The sequence below is a fragment of the Microbulbifer sp. CNSA002 genome (assembly GCF_047324085.1).
Classification (GTDB): Bacteria; Pseudomonadota; Gammaproteobacteria; order Pseudomonadales; family Cellvibrionaceae; genus Microbulbifer.
Genome location: NZ_CP172449.1, coordinates 4,380,177 through 4,405,217 on the forward strand (window position 1 = coordinate 4,380,177; position 25,041 = coordinate 4,405,217).

Consider the following 25,041-nt stretch of genomic DNA (forward strand, 5'->3'; position numbering starts at 1 on the left):
CCTTTTTTTATTTTCTAAGATTTTGTCAGGGAGTCGTAAACGATCCCGGTCCAAATATCCGGTGTCATAAAACCCTGGCCATACTGCGCATCAAATTCCGCTGTGGGCTTTGCAGAAATCACTTCCTGCCGGGTTTTACCCTCATCCACCATCGCTTTCACTTTGTCCCTAAGCCCTGCCAATATATTGCGCTGCTGTTGCAGTTCTGCCCGATTACTGAGAGGACCGTGACCGGGAATAATTTTGGTATCTTCCCCCGCCATCGCCAAAGCGGTGTCCATAGCTGCGATCATGCCATCCACCGAGCCGCCGGAAGAGAGATCGATAAAGGGATAGTTACCGTTAAAATAAATATCCCCCATATGAATCACATCGGCTTCGGCAAAATGCACGATGGAGTCACCATCCGTGTGGGCGGGCCCCACATGCTGGACCTTTACCCTATCGCCATTCCAGTAAAAGGTAGTGGCATCGGTAAAGGTAATCACCGGTAATGCTTCTGGAGGAGACGGCTCAACCTTGCGCTTAAACGCCTCAATAAACTGCTCGGTACTTACCCGTTTGCGCACATTCTCGTGAGCCACAATCAGGGCGCCGCTTTTACCCAGGTTTTCGTTACCGCCGGTATGATCTCCATGCCAGTGGGTATTAATGACAAAACGCAAAGGTTGCTTGGCTAACTCAGCTACTGCCTGTTGAATTTTTGCGGTCAAAGGCGCGTATTGGTCATCCACCATAAAGGTGCCGTCCTCTCCCACCAGTACTGCAATATTGCCCCCAGCCCCTTTGAGCATATAAACATTGCCAGACACGGCTTCACTACTAATTTCCACATTGGCAAACCGATCCTGTGCAGAGGTAAAAGATGCAGCCAATACAGAAACCGCCAGGGCGACGGAACCTACTACGTTCTTCATAAAAACTCCCAGTTGTTATTATTTCTTTCCAATATCTTCGGCAACTGATTATTTAGCTCAGGCTGCCTGCTTCAATAAAGTTTCTCGCTGCTGCGCCAACATCTCCAACAGCAGATCCGGTCGGTCAGTCACAATGCCGTGTACGCCCAGATCAATATAGCGCCGGTAGTTTTCCGTGCCATTCACGGTCCATACCGCCAAGTGGACTTTCTTTTTATTAGCAGCGCGCACCATACTTTCAGTAACTACGGGAATACCTTTTTGCTCCATCGGTAGCTGCATTGCGCTATAGCGTGGGCGCAGCAGTTTCTCTGCTCGGAGTAACTGTGCAATATAAAATACCACCGACTCTACGGTAGGCGTGCCCGTCGCCACTTGCGGACAGAGTCGACGAAACTCATTAATCACCCCTTGGTGAAATGAGGAAACAACGACCTGCTCGCCTTTTCCACACTTTGCCAGCACATCCTTCAACACTTTTGCAGCGCGATACTGGCGGCTTTTAATCTCCAGTATCATTGGCATATCCCCCACCATTGCCAGTGCCTCTTCCAGAGTCAACACTCGCAGGGGCTTTTCTTTATAGGGGTAATGCTCTCCATCCCGAGTCCAGAAATAGGCAACATTTAACTGACGCAGCTGCTCTAAGGTTTTATCCTCTACAAACCCCGCACCATCAGAGAACATTTCCAGCTCCCTGTCGTGAATCAACACTAAATGGCCGTCGGCGGTGAGCCACAGATCCACTTCAATAGCATCCACGCCCAGTTGCACCATTTTTTCAAGGTAAATCGCCGTGTTTCCTGGGTAGAGGCCATTGCCGCAATCATTACCATGTGCAATCACCATCGGCCCTTCCCCCCGAGGAAACCACAGAGGACAAGGTTTGCCCGGTGCAGACCGGGCATAAAGGAATAGGACGACTAGGGCAATTAAAAAGAACGACAACCAAAACATGCTTCACCACACTTATTATTTTGTCAGTTTTCAAGCTGGATAGTGTTAGCTTCGATCACGCCTCTTCCGCTAATTTGGCAACAGAATCAGTGTCAGCAAGCACGGCACTCTTTTTGGATTCTTCTTTCCCCGCCGGTTCTTTATCCTCACTTTCAGTTCCCTGTTTCTGACGCACATATAAAGCCTGTAACCAGAGGGGAGCAAAAATAACGATGTCGTAAAAACGATTAACCAAAACACCTAAGTGCAGTGAAGCCATCGCCAAAAACCGCAGTATTAAGGTCATTCCCCGCAGGGATAAGCCCACCCCAATACCAATCACCGTTCGCGCTGAACGGATAAACTGCTCCAAAGGAATTGCCAGAAAAGCCAGAATCAAGGGAAGCACAAACCCAAGTCCCATCTGTGCCAGAGGAATTGGCCAAAGCTGCTCAGAACCTAATAACTGCTGTTGCAGAATCAACTCACGTGAGAAAGCCAGGTTTCCACCGACTACAGCCAAAACCAATAAGAGTGCCAAAGCCACTCCCAGCAATAACCTGCGCGTACTCTCACCGAGGGAACCTACCGCAGGAAACATTCGAGTAACCTGCAAGCATTCCATAATCAACAACCCGACAGTGATCTGCAAAAAGATAACCACTGCGGCTGAAATACTGGCGAGACTATAACTGCCAAGTGAAGCTTCAGCGCCCAGTACTGCCGCCATAGGCTGTGCCAGTAACTGAAAATTCACCATAGCGCCAGCCAAAGCAACCACTAACACCAAAGAAGCTGTCAGAAAGCGGCCGAAAGAAGATGAAGACAGTAAGTGAAGACTTTTATCCGTCTCCTGCAAAATCTCTTCATAGCGCTCCATATGGCCATCCAGCGCTTTGGCCCGCCGAATAACCGATTCTACATTTTTGTTAATACGTCCCAATGTCGAAAGCATTGCACGCCAACTGGGCAGCATACGTTTTAGTAATTGATGCCTCTCCCGCGTGGACTCACGATAGGACTCCAGAGCTTTGGACTCGGCCTTACGCATAGACTGATTAATAGTATCGAGAACATCAGCTACCACTGGGTCCTCTTTACCGGGTATTTCCGAGACAGCTCGAATAGCCCTGGCCCAGTTTGACGGTTCCGGTGCTATTTCAGCACTGCGTACATAGTCTTCATCCAAGCTGCTGAGTTGTTCACAGAGCTTTCTATGTAAGGTTGGATACAGTGCCAAATCCCGCTGTACGGTTTGATCAATACGTTCAAATTCTCTTTCAATCTGGCGCTCTGCCGTGTCCCTGCCTTCGGCAAAAAGTACTTCTCGATTGCGCTCTACCAGTCTTTGTTCTGCGGAATCAATATTACTCGCCACAAAGCGCAACGCCCGATGGCCCAGACGCGCTATAGCATATACGGCGCGATGCACAGGCTCACGGGCCAGGAACAAAACAATCAATCCCAGGATACCCCAAAGCCAAAGTGGTAAACTTTGCATTAGTTGACTCATCTCTCCCCCCTTCATTATCAGCCCAATTGGCCTCTATCCTAACAGCTGCGGACAGCACATTCGCCCAAAAGTTCACAATTTGTACAGGAGTATGACGACAGCTTTGCCATTGGGATCAGGCCCTAATATGGGAAACACAGGGAAAGCTGATATAGACGCAGGGCCGTTAAGGCGACCCAACAATACGGAACCATACAGGTGACATCAATAAAGTTATCTGAAAACAGTTGTTCTTTTACATCAATTTAAGTTTATCCCATTAGAAGTTAAAAAAATAAACGTCTACATCGAGTAGAGAAAATCAACAATAAAGCACAATAGTTGCCAAAGAAAAAAAACAGCACCATATGCGAGACACAAAATGCCAAAAAAATAAATTGCACGCATACCTTTCAAAACTTTGACTGAGAAAAACAATACATTTCCAAACTTAAAAACCACAGCCAAACCAAAGCAAAAATATTCAAACCCCATAAATAAGGCACATTTTTTCCTAAGCCTTACCCCTCCTACGTCTACACTCCAAACTAAATTCTCATTGAGTGAGTGTTTTTCCCTAACACGGCAGAAAGAATTTTACGCTGACTCCCACGTCGTCATGGCAGATAACGTGGGGTAATTTTGGGAACCTAAACGACAGGAGTCGATGGAAGGTCAAACTCTTATTTTTAGAGAGATCTATCTGTATCAAGGAGAGGTACGAGGTATATGCCGGTTCTTTTTTTTAGCAACTCCGGCCTTCAAGGCGATCTATTATTTTCACTGTTTTCACAAGCTATTCCCATACCCTGGGAAAAATCTAGCATTGGAAAACAAAAAAACTGCCTGCAGCATTATCAGGCTATCGTGATAGATTGCTGGCAAATTGGTGTGAGTTCTGACTCAAAGCAGTTTCTTTCAGATCTAAAGAAGATTAGTCATGCAAAAGCTTTACTGATTAATCTCCCAGCCAACCTACCCATTCATATATCGGAAAAGTTACGCCAGAAAGGTTTTCACCTACTTTGTGATAGCAATACCAGTCAGGAAAACCTTATTCACAAATTGGATACCGCGATTCACAGTGCCGAGGGGCGACAACATATCAGCCCACAAAGCTCCCTCCCTCTTACCCGCAGGGAACAGGAAATACTCGGACAACTCACTACCGGTGAACCCAACAGTGTGATCGCAACAAAATTGCACCTTAGCGAACACACTGTGAAAAATCACATGTATAACATTTTCCGAAAAATTGGAGTTAAAAACCGGCTGCAGGCCAGTAATTGGGCCAAGCTCAATCTCCAGGAAGAGAGGATATGAGACTAACCCTGTTGATGTTGACACTGTGTGCATCCCTGGCCTTTGGCCAGGATGACACAGAGGTCCCTCCAGCAGATACCGATTCTGGAAAACTCGAAGACGAAATCAGTGGATTCAATATTGATCGAACAATAACCCGTACCGGGCACGATTTTGCCCGCTACATGAGCGAATACAGAAACCTTAATTATCCAGATGCCACTTACAACTTAACTATTTACGAAAGACCCTCAGCACGCTGGGGAAATCTCATTTGGGTTACCTATAACGACAAAATTGTTTTCAGGCGTTTTATCAGTCCAAGCACCAATAATATTCATCGCTTGGCCGATGAGGCCGCGCAATATATTCACCAGGAAGTACTGCAAGCGCGTGTTCGCAGCTCACTCACAGACACCTTTGATTTGGGTAAGGATGAATTCTAATGAAGATCAAATCATTACTGGGTACCGCTTTTTTTTCTCTGGCGGCGTTCTCATATCATCACGTCTCGGCCACCGAATTAATCTATGAACCGGTAAACCCCAATTTTGGTGGCAACCCACTCAATGGTACTTACCTTCTGCAAAATGCGCAGTCACAAGATACTCACGAAGATCCGGATAAACCAGACAGCCTCTATGAACAACCCAGTGCTCTGGATAGGTTCAGCGACTCGCTGGAAACCCGCCTGCTAAACCAACTTCTAACCGATGTTGGTGATGGTAATAGTGGAGAACTGATTACAGACGACTTTATCGTACAAATCGTTGATAACGATGGTGTCCTAACAGTACTTATCACCGACCGCAGTACCGGAGATAAAAGCGAAATCGTTGTAAGCGGGCTAAACCCGACAAACTAACGAACGTTTAAATTTCAAAGGATTCTTTGGCAATGCGTAATGCAATAAAAAAAGTGATAGCTTTGCCCATCGTAGCGACATTAATGACGCTAAGTAGTTGTTCCGCCGTCAAAGATGTGGGCGATGCACTTTTTGGTCCGGGCATCACAGATGCAATGCTCACCCCGAGGAAAAACACCTATCGGGACCTGATCAACCTTCCGCAACCGAAGGGTAAAATATTGGTGGCGGTATACGGTTTCCGCGATCAGACCGGCCAGTATAAGCCCGCACCAAACAGCAGTTTCTCTACCGCAGTCACCCAAGGTGGCGCGGCCATGCTCATGGACGTACTCAATGAGTCCGGCTGGTTTATCCCGTTGGAACGTGAAGGGCTGCAAAATCTGCTGACAGAGCGGAAGATTATCCGTGCAGGATTAACCAAGCCGGACATTCCCGTCAATAACAGCGTGCCACTTCCCACACTCGTAGCTGCGAATGTCCTATTGGAAGGCGGCATTGTTGCCTACGACCAAAACATTCAAACCGGTGGCGCAGGTGCTCGCTATTTTGGTATTGGCGCAGACGAGCAGTATCGCGTGGATCAGGTAACTGTGAACTTGCGGGCCATAGATATTCGTTCCGGGCGGGTACTGCACTCTGTATTGACATCTAAAACCGTCTACTCCAAGGCAATCAGTGCCGATGTATTTCGCTACGTAAAATATCGGCGCCTGTTGGAATTGGAAGCTGGTACTACTTATAACGAACCCGCACAGCTTGCTATGCTTTCAGCGATGGAATCCGCTGTGATTCATTTGATCAGTGAAGGCATCGTGCACAATTCCTGGGCACTTGCCAATCCGGATGAGATCGAAAATCCGATATTGCAGTACTACCTCAATGACAGCACTGTCATTATGTAGAATCAATGACTGACAAATTATATTTTTAAGCCCGGCTTAAAATTGGGATACTTGAAAAGATGTACCATAAATTCAGAACTATTTTTTCTGCCACCCTAGCAATGGCTGTTGTTAATCTTCCGGGTTTAGGTCATTGCTCAGACTTGGATTCCAGCAGTGAATTGGCTGTTGCGAGCGAATTAAGCGCAGCCAATCTTTACTCCATCACAAATTTAACCGTAATCAACCAGGAAGGTGGAAACAATAACGTACGTACCCGCCAATCAGGCAGTAACAACTACACTTCTGCTCACCAGGACGGCAATAGAAACAGTTTGTCGGTCACCCAATCTGGTGAGGACAATATTGTCACATCGAGCCAGGCTGGGGATTACAACTATTCAATATTGATACAAATAGGTTTTGAGAATTTTATAGATATCGACCAGTATGGAGTTGGCAATACTGCGGGCATATCCCAATTTGGAATACAAAATAGTGCCCATGTGGAAGAGATTGGCAGTTTTCATAACGTCAATATTTACCAAAGTGGGAATGGCCTTCACACCTCGGTCACTGTTACCGGAACCGCTACAACAACGTATATTAGCCAATATGACTAACAACTAATAATACTTCTCTGATCTTCCTTCATCTGATTAGACTTCTTTATTTCAATTCATGTAAGCTTATTAAGTGACAATAATTATTACAGCAACTTAGTAAGTTCATCAGAAATGTGAATATTTGCACCTCGCGCCGTATAAAAGAATTTTCTGACAAGCTTTATCATCCCACCTAAAAAAAGAACTTTCTTCCTAAAGTTTCGAGACTTCTGCCCTATAGCCACAACACCCAAAGACGACAAAACTCTATTCAGCATCAAGCTGCTGTTAAAAATGATATTGCTAGATGTTTCACTAGGAATGTGAAGGTTAGAAGCAGTCGGTTTCACTCCAGATAACTCACATACGCCTGGCACAGCCGTATCGTGTCCTGAGACAAAACACTCCCAATATCTAATGGTGCTGAATTCTTTTTATTTGTAAAAAGCTGTACAGCTATATTTGACATCCCTATGGAGTTACTGATGACTAAGTACACACCTATTGCCGCCAGTGTTCTTCTGGCGATCGCCAGTACCGGAGCCTTAGCTACCAACAACACTGCCATTCTCAACCAAAATGGCACTGGCAACATGGCCACGGCTGATCAGAGTGATGCCACTGTATCCAACAACCTGATCACACAAACCCAAACCGGTGACAACAACGTAGTTTATGCAGAGCAAACCAGTTTTAATGATTCCGGTGTAATTACCCAGACTCAAGTCGGGGATATGAATGACGCAGAGTCCTTCCAGAATGATTCCAGCACTGCGATTGTTACTATCACCCAAATCAACGACGGTCACTTTGCAACAACTACACAAAGTTTTGTAGATACCAGCGTTGCTACTGTCACCCAAAGTGGTAATCCGCAAGTAGCAGCAGTAACCCAAGCTTCCAGTACAAATGATAATGCTGTAGTGACTCAGTCCGGCGACGGTAATGTAGGTAATGTTATCCAAACTAACGGTTCATTTAACACCGCAATCTTAACCCAAACAGGAACCACCAATACTGCAACTTCTACTCAAACTTCCAGTACCTCGAGCACTGTTAACGCTATCCAGGCAGGTACCACAAACTCTGTAGTACACATTCAAACTATGGCCACCAACAGTACTTCTGTTTCCTTCCAGGATGGCACTTCCAACACATTCACTACATCACAGACAGCAGGTGATGGGAACTACAGTGAGGGCTTCCAAAATGGTACTACTCAGAACTTAACCCACACTCAATTTGGAGATGATCACTGGGCTTATACTGAGCAAGTGGGCACTACCAACACTGGTGTGATCACCCAAACTGGCTTAGATAACTATTCTGAAGGCTACCAGGATGGTACGTTCAATGTCTTAACCGTTGCCCAGCCAGGTAGTTTCAATACTACTGTTGCCTCGCAAACAGGTAATAACAATACTATCAACGTGACCCAGGCAACCGATACCAACATGGCTACACCTACCCAAGTAGGTGATTTCAACATGGCAATTATTATTCAATAATCATGGGAATAGGCCGGCTTAAAATGCCGGCCTATTTTCAACTTGGTGGGCTAAGTGCAAGCTTCAATTATTATTACTAGCCCTAAATTCTCATGAAACAACCATTTCATGTATTTAATGCCACCCTCCAAATCAGCTGACATTATTTGCCATAGCTAGTTCAAAAAAGAACTTTATTCCTAAGGTTTCGGCACTTCCGTCCTATGGCTGTAACCCCAGAAGACGACAAAACTCTAATCAGCATCAAGCTGCTGTTTAAATGATATTGCTAGGTTTTCACAAGGAATGTGAAGGATATTAAGCAGTCGGGTTCATCCCAGTTTCCTCACATACTTCAGACACAGTTGTAATATGCCTGAGGATGAGACTCTTCCAATATCAAATGATGCTGTTTTCCTTTTGTTTGTAAAAGCTGTACAGCGATATTTGACATCTATATGGAGTTACAGATGACCAAGTACACACCTATTGCCGCCAGTGTTCTTCTGGCGATCGCCAGCACCGGAGCCCTCGCCACGAACAATACCGCCATTCTCAATCAGAACGGTACTGGTAACATGGCAACCGCTGATCAGAGTGATCCAACGGTAACCAACAATGTTATCACCCAGACTCAAACTGGTGATACGAATGAAGTTTATGCTGAGCAATCCAGCAATAACGATTCAGGCGTAATTACTCAAACTCAAGTAGGAGATATGAATTACGCGGAATCATTCCAAAACGATTCCAATGTGCCAGTGGCTACTATCACCCAGATAAATGATGGCCAGTTTGCATCGACTACTCAGAGCTTTGTAGATACCAGTGTTGCCGTGATAAATCAAAGCGGTGGCCCGCAAGATGCAACTATTGCCCAGACTACCAGCGCAAATGACACCGCCGTAGTTAATCAATCCGGTGACGGTAATGTGGCAGTCGCCATTCAAACCCTGACCTCATTGAATAGCGCAATTATTACTCAAACCGGCACCAATGGCACCGCTTCTGCAACGCAAAGTAATAGCACGCAGAACACCATGAATATGATCCAAGCCGGTGATACTAACACTGTCGCTCACCAGCAAATATCTGCGAGCAACAGCTCAACTTTCTCCTTCCAGGATGGCTCTTTCAACACCTTGTTTTTTAGCCAGACTGATGACGGAAACTACAGTGAGGGCTTGCAAGACGGTACTACCCAGACTTTAGTCCACAACCAAAGTGGCGGTGACCACTGGGCATACACAGAACAAGTGGGACTCACTAATGTTGCTGTCGTTACCCAAAGTGGTTTCGATAACTTCTCCCAGGCGGCTCAGGATGGTACTTTCAATAACCTGACCGTGACACAACCTGGTGATTTCAATAGCGCTACATCATCGCAAGTTGGCAACTTCAACTCCATAACTGTGACCCAAGTAGGTGACTTCAACGCAGCCGCACCCGCCCAAGTGGGCGATGGCAATGTGGCAGTAATTATTCAGTAATCAAGCTAAAGGCCGACTGTTAAAGTCGGCCTTTTTTCAACGAAAAAATTATCTCACAAACTTTAATCTCAATTTATCCATACTAAGTTCTCATAGCCACCATAAGTGAACACTCTACAATAGTTCTGCATATATAGTGTTTAAGAAGTAAAAATCACTATATCTACCAGATAATCAGCTTCTTCGTTTCATTCAAGCTGTTCAAGATCTTTTATATTCAAAATTAAAATTCTACGGAGATAAAATGATACGCTACCAAACGTTAGCCATTGGACTCTTACTGTGTATCCCAAGCTACAATGCTATCGCATCCAATAATACCGCTACAGTTTTACAAAGCGGATTAACCAATAGCGCCACTGTGGATCAGGGTGATCCTACTGCTATTGGAAATTTAGTTACTCAAATTCAGACCGGGAATCTAAATACTGCTAATGCTACGCAGATAACAAACAGCACCTCTAATGGAATTGATCAGGAACAACTCGGAGACAGCAACTCCATTTTTTCAACTCAAACGGCAGCTACTAATACAACAGCGATGGTCTACCAAGACGGCGTTAGTCACAGCGTAACTACAAGCCAGACTAATACAACAACCAGCAGCGGTAGTGTTGAGCAATTCGGAACCCTTCAATCTGCCACCATCAGCCAGGTTAATAGTGTTTCTGACAATGCCGACTTTGAGCAATTTGGCACTCAGAACCTAGCTACAGTTACCCAAGCAAATAGCGACTCAAGTACCACCATATCTTCACAATCTGGAGATTCAAATGGTGCTGGATATACGCAGACAGGCCTGGCCCACTTGATTGATGCCACTCAGATTGGTACCTCCAATACAATCAGTGCTGTACAAAGTAGTCAGCAGGGCTCAATCACCATCATGCAGGATGGTGATAACAACACTTCTTTTCATGGACAATTCGGGACATTTGCAACTGGGTCATCGACGCAAATAGGTTCTATGAATATGATTAATATGAACCAAGGCGGCAGTAATAACTTGGCAACCACCTTGCAAATAGGAACAAACAACTCACACCAGACCGGACAGAATGGCATCAGCCAAACAGCCAATGCCACTCAAAATGGCAGCAATAATATGGGGTTTATTTTTCAATAACATCACGTTTAATTGTTTATTAACGGGCTACTCTAACAGGTAGCCCAATCTAAACCTCACTATAGCTCTACAAACCTTTCGCTTAAATCCGTTTATCGTATCCCTTTACAGGCACATCCAGGTAACGCAAAAAACAACAACAAAGAAGTTTTTCCTATTTTTTAGGCACTAACTTCCCATAGCAATATTTAAGGCTTACGATAAAACTCATACCAGCATCAGGGTATTGTCAGGTACTCCAGTGATAATACCTATTAGGGATAGCAATAAAACAAGGTGTGCCAAATTCCTTGCGCAATAAATGCCACGCCCTATCTATGGAGTCTTTTGTCCTTCCTAGGCTTGATGCTTCACCGTAACTGAAATCATGGGGATAAGAAAAATCCACCTTACCTTCAATCGGAGATATCGATGAGAATCCATACACCAATTTCCATGGGCATCAGTCTATGCCTTGTCGGGTCAATTGCTTATGCGGATGGAAATACAACTACCGTGGAACAAACGGGTAACAATCACCAGGTGACTGCAAACCAAGTAGACCCAACAGCAACCAACAACCTTATTGAGGTTATTCAGGCAGATGAAGCACAGGTTAGCAATAGCCTGCAAGACACTTCAACCAACTTGAGTATCATCAGACATGAACAGGTAACGCTGGGGAATGAAGCTGACTCGACCCAAACTAATTTCTCAGATGATGCAGAGGTAAATATCTATCAGGAGGGCGCTGGGAATTTCGCCTCTACTTTACAAGACAGCACATCTTCCAGCCTTGTTGACATTTCTCAGTTCGACAATGCAAATGACATCATTTTTTCCCAAACGGACAGTAGTTTCGATACAGTCAACCTCAATCAGTCTGGCTTTGATAACCAGATGTTAGTGACTCAAACTACCACCACGTTTAACAGCCTAAATGTGTCTCAAACGGGTGATCAAAATAGCGCAGATGCCGAACAAACAGGGTTTGATAATCTGTTGACCTCCTCGCAAACGGGCAATCTGAATACTTACTTTTCTATTCAAACGGGTGACATCCTGGTAGCAACAAGTACCCAGATAGGAGATGGTAACATTAGTACCCAGACCCAGACGGGAGATATTTTGTTGGTTTCTACGCTACAAGATGGTATTGGCAATATGTCCATCGTGGATCAAACTGGAGCAATGCAAACTGCAAGTAGCACCCAGATCGGCACAACTAACCTTCACACTATTACCCAAAGCGTCGACAATCAAACGGCTATTGGCACTCAGAATGGCGTGTTAAACCAAGGATTTATCATGCAGTAGCGGCATATTCGTTCCGGCTGAAAGTTATTATATTTTCAATATAGATAGAGGAAAGAATGCATTTTTCAATGCCAGCTTTAATTTATGAGTAACTCAGAAAGCTACCCAAAGAATGGCATTCTTTCCTTACCTGATAAAAATACTGCATCAATATTTTCTTACGTAGCAGAGGTTTCAAAATTCTTCGTCTACAGTTTTCCATGTAAACGATTTCTCACATTTTGACGTTACTCACTTCACAGGTAACACAGGCAAAAGTTTTAACGATCGGATTTACCACTAGACGGTAATACACAGGAGTTAGCCGTGCAGAAGATTACCGTAATTCCACTGGTATTGGCGATATCTGCCACCAGCTTGGGTTATGCTGCAGAAAATACTACATTAATCACCCAAAGCGGCTCCAGTAACTCAGCTGTAGCAGATCAAACTGATCCAAGCGCTATCGACAATCACCTGGAGATCAGTCAAGACGGCTCTGCTCATATTGCAGAGGCCGTACAGCAAAACGAAATTGAAAGCTCAATTATCCAAATACAAGAAGGCAGTCTCAACGACGCCTATAGCCTGCAAATGGATGGGATCGCAAATAGCGTAGAAATATTCCAGTCGGGCTCTAATAATCGTGCCAGTAGCTATCAATTAGCCACACAGCATGGGCAATCAACAATACGGCAGGTGGGGTCCGGTAACGAAGCAGAGATCCAACAACACCTCGGCAGCGACAATGTCTCTGTTATTGAACAAATGGGTGAGTTGCATGGCGCCTTGATTGGTCAATACGCGAGTTTTAATTCCGATGCGTTGATATTCCAGCAAGGCTCAAGCCATGAGGCCATAATCAGCCAGGAAGGCACCGGGCACTACGCCAGTATCCAACAGATCGGCGCCGCCAACAGCGCAGATGTCGCTCAATCTGATATGTACAACGAATTAGACCTCTATCAGGATGGCGAGGGCAACATGGCCACCATCGTGCAAGTGTCCTGGTATAACAGTGCCTACGTCACTCAAGATGGCTACTTAAATTCCGCCAATATTATGCAGGCCGGCAATGGTGGATTAGGCGGTGGCCATATGGTGATCGTTAATCAGTCTGGCAGTATGAATGACGCAACTGTGATTCAAAACGGTTTCTCCCAATCCGCCAATATTACCCAAACCGGTACCGGTAATACGGCAGTGGTTTTACAGTAACGGAGTTATTACCAGTCGGAGTAAGATCAACTTATTCCGACTGGAACCCTGAAGTAAAAGCATTCATTTCTTGATACTTATTTCTCTTTAAATTGAGAATAAAGCCCTATAGAAAATTACTATACCGCCATCAACAATGAAAATAGCGGTAGTTGGGTCAATTCGCTTTTAGCGCTCTTAATAATTACTGTCTGGAATTTAATTTCCTGTAGTAATTTCCCTATGTTTGCCTGCCGACGCCGCACTTCAAAGCCGTAATTTTCATGCTCCTTGTTATGTAGTCGTGGAGGTATTCGTGAAAAAAGTTATTTACTCGCCGGTAGTTACATTTATCTCATTTCTTTCCATCAATTCCGCTTCTGGGAATGACCAAACCGTAGAGCAGATACAGGTTGGCATTGGCAACAATGCCGTTGCCAACCAGAGGTTTCCGCTTAATGAGGGCAACTTAATCCTGCAAGAGCAAATTGGCTTTTTTAATGACGCCACCGGCATTCAATCCATAGAAATCAACAGCACAATTTCCCAATTTCAAACTGGCCGCAATCATTTTTCCAGAGTCTCCCAATCTACAGGGAGCGACAATGCGGGACAGAGCGTACAGATTGGCTCTAATAGCAGATCGCTCACCCGGCAAGTTAACCAAATAAACGGTTTCTCCCTGCATACTCAGGATGGCCAGGGACAGGTTGCCACCACGGTACAGATTTCCGGAGCCAATAACAGCGTCAACATTGAGCAGACAGATAGAGCCAATGTCGCCGCCGTGGCACAAGTATTCAATTTTACGGGTAATGCCTCAATCTCACAGGCGGGTTTGCTTAATTTAGGTGTCAGTGAGCAAACCGGCATCGCTCATGAATCTTCAATTACCCAGGCAGGCGCACTTAACTTTTCCGAAATGGAGCAGCTGGGTACGGGGAATTCATCGTCAGCTTCACAGGAAGGGTTGTTAAATTCAGCAAATTCTTTGCAAGCTGGTATTGGCAATACCAACCAATCAAACCAAATTGGGCTGGAAAATAACGTTTCATTTTCTCAACTAGGTCTGAATCAAATGGCCAGTAGCACCCAGATTGGCTTATTTAACCAGGTCCAAACCAATCAGGTGAGAGCGGGAGCATCCAGCAACACCCTACAGATCGGCATTTCCAACAGCAGCCATATTTCCCAGTAAATAGGCTCGTAGCAAAATTGCCAATCAAAAAATCCGACTTAAATCCCTGCGCTATTCATAGCAACAGGCAAAAGCTATAGAGAGAGAAAAGTGAAATTAGAACTCTGCAATAGAACTTTCTTCTCAAGGATTTACAACTTCTCTCCTATAGCGACTGCCTCAATTCCCAGCAAGAATATTGAGGACGGAACGAAATTTTGGACTCCTAAGCAGTATCAGGGAAGCCATCAAAATGTATCAGTCCTACTCTCCCACTTACCGGTTTGACTGGCGGCAATGCCTTTGCGGCAACGCTGCTCCCCCTCTTTACAGTGATACCTACCCCCCAGGCTAGGTGCACCTGCTGTAAAACCCTCGGCGCAGGATGACGTGCCACCCCCTTTCAGCCATTTAGGCTGGTATTTCACCATGTGATGCTCATTGAAGTTTGTAGTAATGGAGACACTCATGAAGACTTTGACCCCTATCGCTGTAGCCCTAACCCTGGCCATCAGTGGAACCGCTTATGCGGGCGGCAACACTGCCACTCAGGACCAGAATGGCGGCCACAACAATGCCACTATCGATCAGACCGGGCCGCTGACCTGGGATAACAACGCTATGCAGGAACAGCATGGCCATAGCAATGATGCAGAGATCACTCATAGCATTGAACTCGGCAGCTATGGGTACCAGTATCAGGAAGGTGATCACCATTCAGCGGAGTTGCTGCAAAGCGGTGGTGCCGGCAACGAGTCATTCAGCTTCCAGTCCGGCAGCACCAACGTGTCTGAGACTTACCAGATTGGACAGCTGGGCAGCTACTCCGCCCATCAGCAATCTGGCGACAACCACTACGCTCTCACCTATCAATTTGCAGGTGCTGGCAACATGGTGATGATTAGCCAGATGGACAGCCACAACACGGCAACCGCCACCCAGGTTCTGAGCGTTGGTTCTGAAACCGTTATCCGTCAGAGAGGAGAACTGCACAACGCAGACACCTTCCAGAGCGGCTTTGGCCACGATGCCAGCATGCGCCAGTCCGGTGAATCCAATGATGGTGATATTCGTCAGGTAGGTGGTGATCACTACGCCCGTATGCGTCAGCGTGGCCACAACCAGGAAGCGGATATTTCCCAGGCTGGGTATGACCACAGTGCACGCGCCCGCCAGAGAGGCCACCACAATGATGTGTACCTGGGACAGATCGGTTCCGGACACACCGCTTCGGCACGCCAATCAGGGCACAACAACAATAGCCTGGTGGGACAGTTCGGCCTCTATGAAACTGCTACGGTAATGCAGTCTGGCCACGCTAACCAAAGTTACGTTTGGCAGTAGCCCTGGCTGCAATTAAAAAGGGCAACCAATAGCTCAGCGCTAGTCAATTAAGCACTTCTGCTTTCTGATTAAGCTAGAAAAATCCGGAACTCCTAGCAAGGATTCCGGATTTTTTATGCATTTCTGCCCAACATGAGTTCTCCTCTCTTCCAGGATTAGAGAGTTAAAAGCAATACTAAGAAAAGGGGGGGCAAGATCAGAAAATAGAACTTTCTTCTCAGGAATTTACAACTTCTTTCCTATAGCGACTCACTCCGATTTCAGCAAAACTGATGAAGGCGGAACAAAATTTTGGACTCCTAAGCAGTATCAGGGAAGCCACCAAAATGCATCATCCCTACTCTCTTCCTCTGCTCTTGCACTGGCGACCATGCCTATGTAGCAGCGCTGTCCTACCTATTTACAGAGATACCTTTTCCTCCAGTGAGGTATACCTGCTGTAAAACCCCTGGCACTGGATCACTTGCCAGATTCTTCAGCCTTTTTGGCTGCTATTCCACCATGTAATGCGCATTGAAGTTTGCAGTAATGGAGACATTCATGAAAACCTTGACACCAATCGCCATAGCCTTAACTTTGGCTGTAAGCGGAACCGCTTATGCCGACTTTAACACCGCCACCCAAGATCAGGATGGAGGCCACAACCTCGGAACTATCACCCAGGTAGGCCCAAACACCTCACACAACTCAGCCATGCAGGAGCAGAATGGGGACCACAACAGCGCAGATATAGTTCATTCTGGTGAACAAAGTAGCTATGCGAGCCAGTACCAGGAAGGTGATCACCACACAGCCGAAATACTGCAAACTGGTGGACTTGAGAACGAGGCATTCAGCCTGCAGTCGGGAACCTACAATGTTTCAGAGACTATTCAGGTCTCGCAGACCGGCAGCTATTCCATGCATCAGCAGTCCGGCAGCAATCACTTTGCCCTGACCTTTCAGCTGGAAGGGGCAGGTAATATGGCTGAGATTACCCAGCACGACAGCCACAACACCGCAACTGTCACTCAGGTTTTAAGCTTTGGTTCCCAGTCGGCATTAAGGCAGCGGGGTGAGCTAAACAATGGAGACACATTCCAAACCGGTGCCAGCCACGATGCCGGTATGCGCCAATCTGGAGAATCTAACGACGGTGATATCCGCCAGATTGGTGAAGGCCACTATGCCCGTATGCGCCAGCGGGGCCACAATCACGAGGCAGATATCTCTCAGGCTGGATTCGGCAATAACGCAACATCCAGACAAAGAGGCCACCACAATGATGTGTACCTGGGGCAGATTGGTGAAGGGCATGTGGCTATGGCACGCCAATCCGGACACAATAACAACAGTCTTGTAAGTCAGTTCGGCCAATATGAAACTGCTACAGTAATGCAATCTGGCCATGCTAACCAGAGCTACATTTCCCAGTAGAGCTGGCAACAACAAAAAAGGGCGGCCCATGGCCGCCCTTTTTTTATCACCTGTAATTTACAGGTGCTCAACCGCATCGATTTCGTACTCCACCGCACCGGAAGGTGTTTGGACTACCACCACATCACCCACTTCCTTTCCAATCAGCGCGCGGGCAATCGGAGAGTTCACCGAGATCTTGTGCTTTTTAACATCGGCCTCGTCGTCACCCACAATTTTGTATGTGACTTCCTTATCGTCATCCAGGTGAATAATCGTTACCGTAGTACCGAAAATTACCTTGTCACTGGGCTCGATGCTTTTCACATCAATGACCAGAGAGTGAGAAAGCTTGCTTTCGATTTCCTGGATACGGCCTTCGATAAAGCCCTGCTTTTCCCGCGCCGCGTGGTATTCGGCATTTTCCTTCAAATCACCGTGTTCGCGCGCTTCAGCAATCGCCTGTACAACGGTAGGGCGTTCAACTTTTTTCAGATTGTCCAGCTCTGAGCGCAGCGCTTCTGCGCCTTCAACGGTCATTGGTACCCGGTTCAATGTGGGACCTCCATTATTGTTACGACGAAACCGGGCCCAGTGAGATCACGGGGCCCGGTTGGATTTCACAAGTTGGTTTTAAAGCTATTAAGACAGCTTTACGACACGCTGGTGAAGGTCTTGCAGGCGGCGAACCTGTAGCGGCTGCTCCTGACGCATGGCCATAGCCATGGCCTGGGCCGCTGCCAGGGTGGTGGTGTAACACACCTGGTGGTTCTCGGCACTGCGACGGATATCCGCAGAGTCGCGAATCGCCTGGCGCCCTTCGGTAGTGTTCACTACCAGTGCAATCTCGTCGTTCTTAATCATATCGACGATATGCGGGCGACCTTCACTCATCTTGTTGACGGTTGTAACGGGAATATTGTTTTCTTGCAAGACCTTGGCGGTGCCGCGACTGGCAATTACTTCGAAGCCAAGCTCCACCAGATCGCGAGCTACGCCCACTGCGTCGGCCTTGTCGAAGTCACGCACAGAGATAAATGCGCGTCCGGACTCCGGCAGGCAGTCGCCTGCGGCAACCAGGCCCTTGTCGAAGGCTTCTGCGAAGGTAGCGCCTACGCCCATTACTTCGCCGGTGGATTTCATCTCGGGGCCGAGAATCGGGTCCACTTTCGGGAACTTGTTGAACGGGAATACAGACTCTTTAACGGAGTAGTAGTCCGGTACGATCTCTTCAGTAAAGCCCTGCTCCTGTAGGCTGATACCCGCCTGACAGCGCGCAGCCACTTTCGCCAGTGAAGTGCCTATGCACTTGGAGACGAAAGGTACAGTTCGGGAAGCGCGCGGGTTCACCTCGATCACGTAGATCTCGCCGTCCTGGTAGGCCAGCTGGGTGTTCATCAGGCCGACTACGCCCAGCTCGCGAGCCATGGCTTTCACTTCTTCGCGCATACGGTCCTGCACATCCGCCGGCAGGCTATAAGGCGGCAGGGAGCAAGCGGAGTCACCGGAGTGAACACCACACTGTTCAATGTGCTGCATGATTGCGCCGATCACAACGTCCTTGCCATCGGACACCGCATCGATATCCACCTCAATAGCGGCGTTGAGGAAGTGGTCCAGCAGTACCGGCGCTTCGTCGGAAACCTGTACCGCTTCTTTCATATAAGTGAGCAGCTCGTCTTCTTTGTAGACGATCTCCATGGCGCGGCCACCCAGTACGTAAGACGGGCGCACAACCAGCGGGTAGCCCACGTCTTTCGCCGCCTGGATGGCTTCGGAAACAGAGCGCACGATGGCGTTCTTCGGCTGCTTGAGGCCGAGACGCATGATCATCTGCTGGAAACGCTCGCGGTCTTCGGCGCGGTCGATCTGCTCTGGGGTAGTACCGATAATCGGCACACCTTCGTTGGCCAGGTAGCGCGCCAGGTTCAGCGGAGTCTGGCCGCCGAACTGTACGATCACGCCTTCCGGCTTCTCTTTGGCAACAATTTCCAGCACGTCTTCCAGGGTTACCGGCTCGAAGTAGAGGCGGTCGGAAGTGTCGTAGTCGGTGGAAACAGTCTCCGGGTTACAGTTGACCATGATGGTCTCGTAACCGTCTTCGCGCATCGCCAGAGCGGCGTGTACACAGCAGTAGTCGAACTCGATGCCCTGGCCGATACGGTTGGGGCCACCGCCGAGTACCATGATTTTCTTCTTGTCGGACGGCTGCGCTTCGCACTCCTCATCGTAGGTGGAGTACATGTAAGCAGTGGAGGTACTGAACTCAGCAGCACAGGTATCCACGCGCTTGTAAGACGGGAATACACCCAGCTTGTGGCGGAACTCGCGCACAGTCTTCTGGCTCACCCCCAACAGGTCCGCCAAGCGGCGATCGGAGAAGCCTTTGCGCTTGAGGAAGCGCATTTGCTCAGTAGTCAGCGCCGAGGTAGGCAGTGACTTGAGCGGCTCTTCGATTTTGATCAGCTCTTCGATCTGTACCAGGAACCAGGGATCGATACCGGACAGGTCGTAAACTTCGCCGACGCTCATGCCCATACGGAAGGCGTCGCCCACGTACCAGATGCGCTCGGCACCTGGAACGGAGAGTTCGCTGCGCAGACGGGTCTCAGCGCCGTCTTTGCTCGGGTCAATTTTACTTTCCAGGCCGAAGCTGCCCACTTCCAGACCGCGCAGGGCTTTCTGCATGGACTCCTGGAAGGTACGGCCGATCGCCATCACTTCACCCACAGACTTCATCTGGGTGGTCAGGCGCGCATCGGCTTCACCAAATTTCTCAAAGGTGAAGCGCGGAATCTTGGTGACAACGTAATCGATAGACGGCTCGAAGGACGCAGGGGTAGCACCACCAGTGATATCGTTCTGCAACTCATCCAGGGTGTAACCCACTGCCAGCTTGGCCGCGACCTTGGCGATCGGGAAGCCGGTGGCCTTGGAGGCCAGTGCGGAGGAGCGGGATACGCGGGGGTTCATCTCGATCACAACTACGCGGCCAGTCTTCGGGCAAACGCCGAACTGTACGTTGGAGCCGCCAGTCTCAACGCCGATCTCGCGCAGTACCGCGATAGAAGCGTTGCGCATCAGCTGGTATTCCTTGTCGGTCAGCGTCTGCGCCGGGGCAACGGTGATGGAGTCACCGGTGTGTACGCCCATCGGGTCGAAGTTCTCGATGGAACATACGATGATGCAGTTGTCGTTCTTATCGCGAACCACTTCCATCTCGTACTCTTTCCAGCCGAGCAGGGATTCGTCGATCAACAGTTCGTTAGTGGGGGAGAGGTCGAGTCCGCGCTTACAGATCTCTTCAAACTCCGGCCAGTTATAGGCCACACCACCACCGGAACCACCCATGGTGAAGGACGGGCGGATAATTACCGGGAAGCCGAACTCTTCCGGTACTTTCTTCGCCTCTTCCATGGAGTGGACGATCTTGGCGCGCGGAGTTTCCAGGCCGATGGCCTTCATCGCCTTGTCGAACAGGTCGCGGTCTTCCGCTTTCTCGATAGCGTCTTTGTCCGCACCGATCAGCTCGACATTGAATTCCTTCAGGACACCGTGCTTATCCAGGTCCAGGGCGCAGTTCAGTGCTGTCTGGCCACCCATGGTAGGCAGGATGGCGTCGGGACGCTCCTGCTCAATAATCTTGGCAACGGTACGCCACTCTACCGGCTCGATGTAAGTGGCATCGGCCATGGCCGGGTCGGTCATGATGGTGGCCGGGTTGGAGTTCACCAGGATCACCCGGTAACCCTCTTCGCGCAGCGCCTTACAGGCCTGGGCGCCGGAGTAGTCAAATTCGCACGCCTGGCCGATCACGATGGGGCCTGCGCCGATAATCAGAATGCTTTGGATATCTGTGCGTTTTGGCATCTTTCTTCCGTTCTACTACCGGCAAAGGCCGGCTGCGCTAAATTTCATTCGTTTCTTGTTAAAACCGCCGCAAAAGCGGCGGTTAATTGCCCTACCCTGGGCGGCTACGCCCTTAGGCGCGCTCTTTCATCAAATCGATAAAGTGGTCGAACAACGGCGCCACATCGTGTGGGCCCGGGCTCGCTTCCGGGTGTCCCTGGAAGCTGAAGGCCGGCTTGTCCTTCAGGTGAATACCCTGCAAGGTACCGTCGAACAGGGACTTGTGGGTAACTTCCACATTGTCCGGCAGGCTGTCGGCGTCCACTTCGAAACCGTGGTTCTGCGCGGTGATCATCACCTTGGTGCTGTTCAGGTCTTGTACCGGGTGGTTACCACCGTGGTGACCGAACTTCATCTTGGCAGTTTTACCGCCCACCGCCAGGCCCAACAACTGGTGGCCCAGGCAGATGCCGTAGGTAGGGATGCCCGCGTCCAGGATTTCGCGGATAGCGGTGATCGCGTACTCACAGGGCTCGGGGTCGCCGGGGCCATTGGACAGGAATACACCGTTGGGATTCATCGCCAGTACTTCGGAAGCCGGGGTCTCCGCCGGTACTACGGTGATGTCACAGCCGCGATCCACCAGCATACGCAGGATATTGCGCTTCACACCGAAGTCGTAAGCCACTACTTTGAAGGGCTGTTCCGGCGCGGCCTTGTGGCCTTCGCCCAGTTCCCAGGTACCTTCGCTAAAGGGGTAGGCTTCCTTGGTGCTCACTACCTTGGCCAGGTCCATCCCTTTTAGACCGGCAAATTCCTTGGCCTTGGCCAGGGCTTCTTCGCGGTCGATATTGTCACCGGCAACGATGCAACCGCTCTGCGCACCTTTGTCGCGCAGCAGGCGGGTCAGGCGACGAGTGTCGATATCGGCGATACCAACGATATTGCGCTCGCGCAGGTAGTCCTCCAGGGACTGCTCGTTGCGGAAGCTGCTGGCCAGCAGCGGCAGGTCGCGGATTACCAGGCCGGCGGCCCAGATATCAGCGCACTCTTCGTCTTCCTGGTTGGTGCCAGTGTTGCCGATGTGCGGGTAGGTCAGAGTCACAATCTGGCGGGCGTAGGAGGGATCGGTGAGGATCTCCTGGTAGCCGGTCATGGATGTGTTGAACACGACCTCGCCAACAGAACTGCCATGGGCACCGATTGCGCGTCCTTCAAAGACACTACCATCTGCGAGCACCAGCAGCGCGGGAGTTGTACTCTGCATAAAGTTGTGGGGCATGAAAGCCTCCGACGTAGGGACAGCTTTAGTCAAATTGAACTCCAATCTTCAGAACTGCTTCCGGGCGGGGTTTGCGGGCTTCGGAGCACGCGGGCTCCTGACTGGTGCGCGCATAAAAAAGCGAGATGAAACATCGCAGCTTCATCTCGCTTTAAAAATCTGTTCACGCGTGATTCTCACAAAGTGGCCGACGGTTGCCGCCAGCTTTTTAGTAGGCTCACGCTGCGCGATTCAGCTTCGCGGCACCGGCCCAAATCGGGCGCAGATTCTACGCGAATTCACCTCTGGACGCTAGTGCAAAAATACGCCAGGCTACTTTCCCTGAAAATCTCACTCCGGCTTACGTCCCAACCGGAAAAGACTACTGCCCATTTTCAGCTCCGCCTTCTCCAGCATGGTCTTATTCATACGCAGGGCCACCTCCCGGCCGCTGTCGGCAAACTCGATCATACCGCCAGTGGCGGCAAAGCGCTCGGCATCGCTAACCGTCAGTACCGGGAAAAACTCCAGTGCCACCAACGCCTTGAGCAGTGTGGGGCGATCCAGGGTACTCAGCACCACAATTTGGCACTTGCGCGCCCGCAGCATCTCCTTGACCTCGATCTTCTCAAGCTCTACATCCCGCCCATCAATACGCTGATTTTTGAACCGGGCTGCCAGTGGCTCACCGAGAGAGTCCCCACCCATCAGGCACACCTTGAACGGGGCACTGCTGTTGGCAAAGGCGTTGACCGGCCACTGCAGGTGGTAGGCGAAGTGCACTATGTAATCCACCATTACCCGCCGCCCCAAAGGCGTATCGGAGAGCTGCACCGCAGCCTGGGCACCCACACCAGTGAAAAGTACTGACAGGAAAAGTATCAGGGCGGGAATAATGCGAAATGAACCTGGGCTGGATATCGTCATAGAAGCTCAAACCCTGCGGTTTGCACCTCCCGAAAGGAAGCTGCGGTGGGCTGTTACCCGCAGCGGCCAAAGCTCGCTGCGGCTCTATTTGCGCGCCAGCGAAAAGCCCGGCCACCTACTCAGGTTAGCCCAACGCAAAGGCCCCCGCCGGGACCAGAGTTACAGCGCCTAAAGATCCTCCCCCGGCAATATCGGGCGCCACTTCAACGCCTTTTCGATAGATATGATCATGGCCCCAGCCACATCCTTGCGCGTAGCGCTCTCGATGCCTTCAAGCCCCGGGGAGGAATTTACCTCCAATAACAGCGGCCCCTTGCGGGAGCGAATAATATCCACACCCGCCACTTTGAGCCCCAACACCTTGGCAGCCTTGACCGCCAGGCGCTTCTCCTCGGCGGTGACCTTCACTACTGAAGCCGTACCGCCCTGGTGAATATTGGCACGAAATTCCCCCGGTGCCGCCTCACGCTGGATCGAGGCCACCACACGACCGTCGATAACAAATAGGCGAAGATCCTTACCCTCCGCCTCGCGAATAAACTCTTGTACCAGGAGATTGGCCTTGAGGGACTTAAACGCATTAATCACCGATTCCCCAGCCTTGCGGGTTTCCGCCAGAACGACACCGCGCCCCTGGGTTCCCTCTAGCAACTTCACCACCAGTGGCGCACCGCCCACCATTTCGATCAGCTCGTTGGTATCCACCGGGGAATTGGCAAACCCAGAGGTTGGGATATTTAATCCACTTTGTTGCAGCAACTGCAGGGAAAACAATTTATCCCGCGACTGGCTGATAGCGGCGGAGCCGTTCAGGGCAAAAATATCCAGGCTCTCAAAGTGCCGCGTCAGCGCACAACCGTAAAAAGTCTGACTGGGGCGAATACGGGGAATCACCGCATCCAGGCTATTGAGTATGCGACCATCCCGGTAATGCACTTCCGGCTCATCAGGGTCGAGCTTCATATAGCACTGGCGGATATCGAGAAAACTCATGCGATGTCCGCGTTCGGCTCCCGCTTCCATAATGCGCCGGTTGCTATAGAGATCCGGGTTCGATGCCAGCAGCCCGATGCGCAGGCCAGTACCGGCAATATGGTGCTCATCCCGATAATATTCATCCAACTGGCTTTTCGGGATATCGCCAATACAGAAGCTCTCAGCCGGGTCCACCAGCATTCGCCCAATCATGGCTTCGCGCCCCAGCAACATGCGATAGCCCATGCTGTCCCGATTGGTCAGGGTCAGTTCGATATCCCAGACACTGCCACCAATGGAAATAGAGGTACGAATTACCGGGCGTTTTTCGCTTTCACCGGAGGAGCTGCGCACCAGCCTTTTATCCAAAAGCCGCGCCTCACAGCGCACTGAAGGGCGGCGCTGGTGCTGCAGTGGATGCGCCTCAAAACTCACCCAGGGTTCGCCATCGCGCTTGAAGGTATGGATGTTGTACGCGTGCAAACAGGAAGTTTTTGCCCCGGAGTCCACACGCACCTTAATCGCCGGGACGCCGAG

Annotated in this window: 22 protein-coding genes and 1 pseudogene; 13 read left to right on the top strand and 10 right to left on the bottom strand. The window is 49.4% G+C overall.

What is annotated here, in order from left to right:
• Nucleotides 1-14: 14 nt before the first annotated feature.
• From ACG1BZ_RS19445 to ACG1BZ_RS19455, 3 genes are all read right to left on the bottom strand, one after another.
• On the bottom strand, nt 15-917 hold the full coding sequence (locus ACG1BZ_RS19445) for an MBL fold metallo-hydrolase (protein WP_413663253.1): 903 nt from the start codon (nt 915-917) through the stop codon (nt 15-17).
• 57 nt (nt 918-974) lie between these two features.
• Complete coding sequence (locus ACG1BZ_RS19450; RefSeq protein ID WP_413663254.1) at nt 975-1,766, bottom strand: glycerophosphodiester phosphodiesterase; 792 nt, start codon at nt 1,764-1,766, stop codon at nt 975-977.
• 163 nt (nt 1,767-1,929) lie between these two features.
• Nucleotides 1,930-3,366 (bottom strand): hypothetical protein, encoded by a 1,437-nt coding sequence (locus tag ACG1BZ_RS19455; RefSeq protein ID WP_413663255.1) that lies wholly within the window; start codon nt 3,364-3,366, stop codon nt 1,930-1,932.
• Between the two features lie 870 nt (nt 3,367-4,236).
• Here ACG1BZ_RS19455 and ACG1BZ_RS19460 point away from each other — a divergent pair.
• The 11 genes from ACG1BZ_RS19460 to ACG1BZ_RS19510 all read left to right on the top strand — a co-directional run bounded on the left by ACG1BZ_RS19460 (nt 4,237) and on the right by ACG1BZ_RS19510 (nt 14,774).
• Complete coding sequence (locus ACG1BZ_RS19460; RefSeq protein ID WP_413663256.1) at nt 4,237-4,668, top strand: response regulator transcription factor; 432 nt, start codon at nt 4,237-4,239, stop codon at nt 4,666-4,668.
• Nucleotides 4,665-5,093 carry a CsgE family curli-type amyloid fiber assembly protein gene (locus ACG1BZ_RS19465; RefSeq protein WP_413663257.1) on the top strand — a complete coding sequence of 143 codons (429 nt, stop codon included), beginning with the start codon at nt 4,665-4,667 and terminating at the stop codon, nt 5,091-5,093. The genes ACG1BZ_RS19460 and ACG1BZ_RS19465 overlap by 4 nt, the downstream gene beginning before the upstream one ends.
• A complete protein-coding gene (locus ACG1BZ_RS19470) occupies nt 5,093-5,512 on the top strand; it encodes a curli assembly protein CsgF (protein WP_413663258.1) in 420 nt (139 codons plus the stop codon). The genes ACG1BZ_RS19465 and ACG1BZ_RS19470 overlap by 1 nt, the downstream gene beginning before the upstream one ends.
• Nucleotides 5,513-5,544: 32 nt before the next feature.
• A complete protein-coding gene (locus ACG1BZ_RS19475; RefSeq protein ID WP_413663259.1) occupies nt 5,545-6,417 on the top strand; it encodes a CsgG/HfaB family protein in 873 nt (290 codons plus the stop codon).
• A gap of 59 nt (nt 6,418-6,476) precedes the next feature.
• Complete coding sequence (locus tag ACG1BZ_RS19480; RefSeq protein WP_413663260.1) at nt 6,477-7,019, top strand: hypothetical protein; 543 nt, start codon at nt 6,477-6,479, stop codon at nt 7,017-7,019.
• A 467-nt stretch (nt 7,020-7,486) separates the two neighbouring features.
• On the top strand, nt 7,487-8,509 hold the full coding sequence (locus tag ACG1BZ_RS19485) for a hypothetical protein (protein WP_413663261.1): 1,023 nt from the start codon (nt 7,487-7,489) through the stop codon (nt 8,507-8,509).
• 449 nt (nt 8,510-8,958) lie between these two features.
• Nucleotides 8,959-9,978 carry a hypothetical protein gene (locus tag ACG1BZ_RS19490; protein WP_413663262.1) on the top strand — a complete coding sequence of 340 codons (1,020 nt, stop codon included), beginning with the start codon at nt 8,959-8,961 and terminating at the stop codon, nt 9,976-9,978.
• Between the two features lie 244 nt (nt 9,979-10,222).
• The gene (locus ACG1BZ_RS19495) at nt 10,223-11,104 is read left to right on the top strand and encodes a hypothetical protein (protein ID WP_413663263.1); all 882 of its coding nucleotides are present in this window, start codon (nt 10,223-10,225) and stop codon (nt 11,102-11,104) included.
• 411 nt (nt 11,105-11,515) lie between these two features.
• The gene (locus tag ACG1BZ_RS19500) at nt 11,516-12,400 is read left to right on the top strand and encodes a hypothetical protein (RefSeq protein ID WP_413663264.1); all 885 of its coding nucleotides are present in this window, start codon (nt 11,516-11,518) and stop codon (nt 12,398-12,400) included.
• Between the two features lie 306 nt (nt 12,401-12,706).
• On the top strand, nt 12,707-13,597 hold the full coding sequence (locus ACG1BZ_RS19505) for a hypothetical protein (protein ID WP_413663265.1): 891 nt from the start codon (nt 12,707-12,709) through the stop codon (nt 13,595-13,597).
• Between the two features lie 295 nt (nt 13,598-13,892).
• Nucleotides 13,893-14,774 (top strand): hypothetical protein, encoded by an 882-nt coding sequence (locus ACG1BZ_RS19510; protein ID WP_413663266.1) that lies wholly within the window; start codon nt 13,893-13,895, stop codon nt 14,772-14,774.
• Between the two features lie 227 nt (nt 14,775-15,001).
• Here the strand turns inward: ACG1BZ_RS19510 and ACG1BZ_RS19515 are convergent, their stop codons facing one another.
• Nucleotides 15,002-15,223, bottom strand: a complete 222-nt coding sequence (locus tag ACG1BZ_RS19515; RefSeq protein WP_413663267.1) for a hypothetical protein — start codon at nt 15,221-15,223, stop codon at nt 15,002-15,004.
• Here ACG1BZ_RS19515 and ACG1BZ_RS19520 point away from each other — a divergent pair.
• Together ACG1BZ_RS19520 and ACG1BZ_RS19525 are read left to right on the top strand one after the other, a co-directional pair.
• On the top strand, nt 15,222-16,097 hold the full coding sequence (locus ACG1BZ_RS19520; protein WP_413663268.1) for a hypothetical protein: 876 nt from the start codon (nt 15,222-15,224) through the stop codon (nt 16,095-16,097). The two genes, ACG1BZ_RS19515 and ACG1BZ_RS19520, sit on opposite strands and share 2 nt — an antisense overlap.
• A gap of 540 nt (nt 16,098-16,637) precedes the next feature.
• A complete protein-coding gene (locus tag ACG1BZ_RS19525) occupies nt 16,638-17,513 on the top strand; it encodes a hypothetical protein (protein ID WP_413663269.1) in 876 nt (291 codons plus the stop codon).
• A gap of 57 nt (nt 17,514-17,570) precedes the next feature.
• On the opposite strand, the gene greA is transcribed toward ACG1BZ_RS19525, so the two are convergent.
• From greA to ACG1BZ_RS19555, 6 genes and pseudogenes are all read right to left on the bottom strand, one after another.
• Nucleotides 17,571-18,047, bottom strand: coding sequence for a transcription elongation factor GreA (gene greA / locus ACG1BZ_RS19530; RefSeq protein ID WP_413663270.1), 477 nt, complete (start codon nt 18,045-18,047; stop codon nt 17,571-17,573).
• An 87-nt stretch (nt 18,048-18,134) separates the two neighbouring features.
• Nucleotides 18,135-21,362 (bottom strand): carbamoyl-phosphate synthase large subunit, encoded by a 3,228-nt coding sequence (gene carB / locus ACG1BZ_RS19535; RefSeq protein WP_413663271.1) that lies wholly within the window; start codon nt 21,360-21,362, stop codon nt 18,135-18,137.
• A 112-nt stretch (nt 21,363-21,474) separates the two neighbouring features.
• The gene (carA, locus tag ACG1BZ_RS19540) at nt 21,475-22,623 is read right to left on the bottom strand and encodes a glutamine-hydrolyzing carbamoyl-phosphate synthase small subunit (RefSeq protein WP_282931318.1); all 1,149 of its coding nucleotides are present in this window, start codon (nt 22,621-22,623) and stop codon (nt 21,475-21,477) included.
• A gap of 330 nt (nt 22,624-22,953) precedes the next feature.
• Nucleotides 22,954-23,529, bottom strand: coding sequence for a YfiR family protein (locus tag ACG1BZ_RS19545; RefSeq protein WP_413663272.1), 576 nt, complete (start codon nt 23,527-23,529; stop codon nt 22,954-22,956).
• Nucleotides 23,530-23,697: 168 nt separating this feature from the next.
• Complete coding sequence (gene rimK, locus ACG1BZ_RS19550; protein ID WP_413665891.1) at nt 23,698-24,606, bottom strand: 30S ribosomal protein S6--L-glutamate ligase; 909 nt, start codon at nt 24,604-24,606, stop codon at nt 23,698-23,700.
• Between the two features lie 129 nt (nt 24,607-24,735).
• A pseudogene (locus ACG1BZ_RS19555) lies at nt 24,736-25,020 on the bottom strand (ATP-dependent zinc protease); the annotation flags it as partial.
• Between the last annotated feature and the right edge of the window lie 21 nt (nt 25,021-25,041).

Bases quoted from the DNA above. Each gene is read 5' to 3' on its own strand.
- ACG1BZ_RS19480 (WP_413663260.1), top strand. From the start codon at position 6,477: ATGTACCATAAATTCAGAACTATTTTTTCTGCCACCCTAGCAATGGCT.
- ACG1BZ_RS19445 (WP_413663253.1), bottom strand. From the start codon at position 917: ATGAAGAACGTAGTAGGTTCCGTCGCCCTGGCGGTTTCTGTATTGGCT.
- ACG1BZ_RS19500 (WP_413663264.1), top strand. From the start codon at position 11,516: ATGAGAATCCATACACCAATTTCCATGGGCATCAGTCTATGCCTTGTC.
- carB (WP_413663271.1), bottom strand. From the start codon at position 21,362: ATGCCAAAACGCACAGATATCCAAAGCATTCTGATTATCGGCGCAGGC.
- ACG1BZ_RS19490 (WP_413663262.1), top strand. From the start codon at position 8,959: ATGACCAAGTACACACCTATTGCCGCCAGTGTTCTTCTGGCGATCGCC.
- ACG1BZ_RS19470 (WP_413663258.1), top strand. From the start codon at position 5,093: ATGAAGATCAAATCATTACTGGGTACCGCTTTTTTTTCTCTGGCGGCG.
- ACG1BZ_RS19545 (WP_413663272.1), bottom strand. From the start codon at position 23,529: ATGACGATATCCAGCCCAGGTTCATTTCGCATTATTCCCGCCCTGATA.
- ACG1BZ_RS19520 (WP_413663268.1), top strand. From the start codon at position 15,222: ATGAAGACTTTGACCCCTATCGCTGTAGCCCTAACCCTGGCCATCAGT.
- ACG1BZ_RS19515 (WP_413663267.1), bottom strand. From the start codon at position 15,223: ATGAGTGTCTCCATTACTACAAACTTCAATGAGCATCACATGGTGAAA.
- ACG1BZ_RS19475 (WP_413663259.1), top strand. From the start codon at position 5,545: ATGCGTAATGCAATAAAAAAAGTGATAGCTTTGCCCATCGTAGCGACA.
- ACG1BZ_RS19525 (WP_413663269.1), top strand. From the start codon at position 16,638: ATGAAAACCTTGACACCAATCGCCATAGCCTTAACTTTGGCTGTAAGC.
- ACG1BZ_RS19495 (WP_413663263.1), top strand. From the start codon at position 10,223: ATGATACGCTACCAAACGTTAGCCATTGGACTCTTACTGTGTATCCCA.
- ACG1BZ_RS19465 (WP_413663257.1), top strand. From the start codon at position 4,665: ATGAGACTAACCCTGTTGATGTTGACACTGTGTGCATCCCTGGCCTTT.
- ACG1BZ_RS19455 (WP_413663255.1), bottom strand. From the start codon at position 3,366: ATGAGTCAACTAATGCAAAGTTTACCACTTTGGCTTTGGGGTATCCTG.
- carA (WP_282931318.1), bottom strand. From the start codon at position 22,623: ATGCCCCACAACTTTATGCAGAGTACAACTCCCGCGCTGCTGGTGCTC.
- ACG1BZ_RS19450 (WP_413663254.1), bottom strand. From the start codon at position 1,766: ATGGTGATTGCACATGGTAATGATTGCGGCAATGGCCTCTACCCAGGA.
- ACG1BZ_RS19485 (WP_413663261.1), top strand. From the start codon at position 7,487: ATGACTAAGTACACACCTATTGCCGCCAGTGTTCTTCTGGCGATCGCC.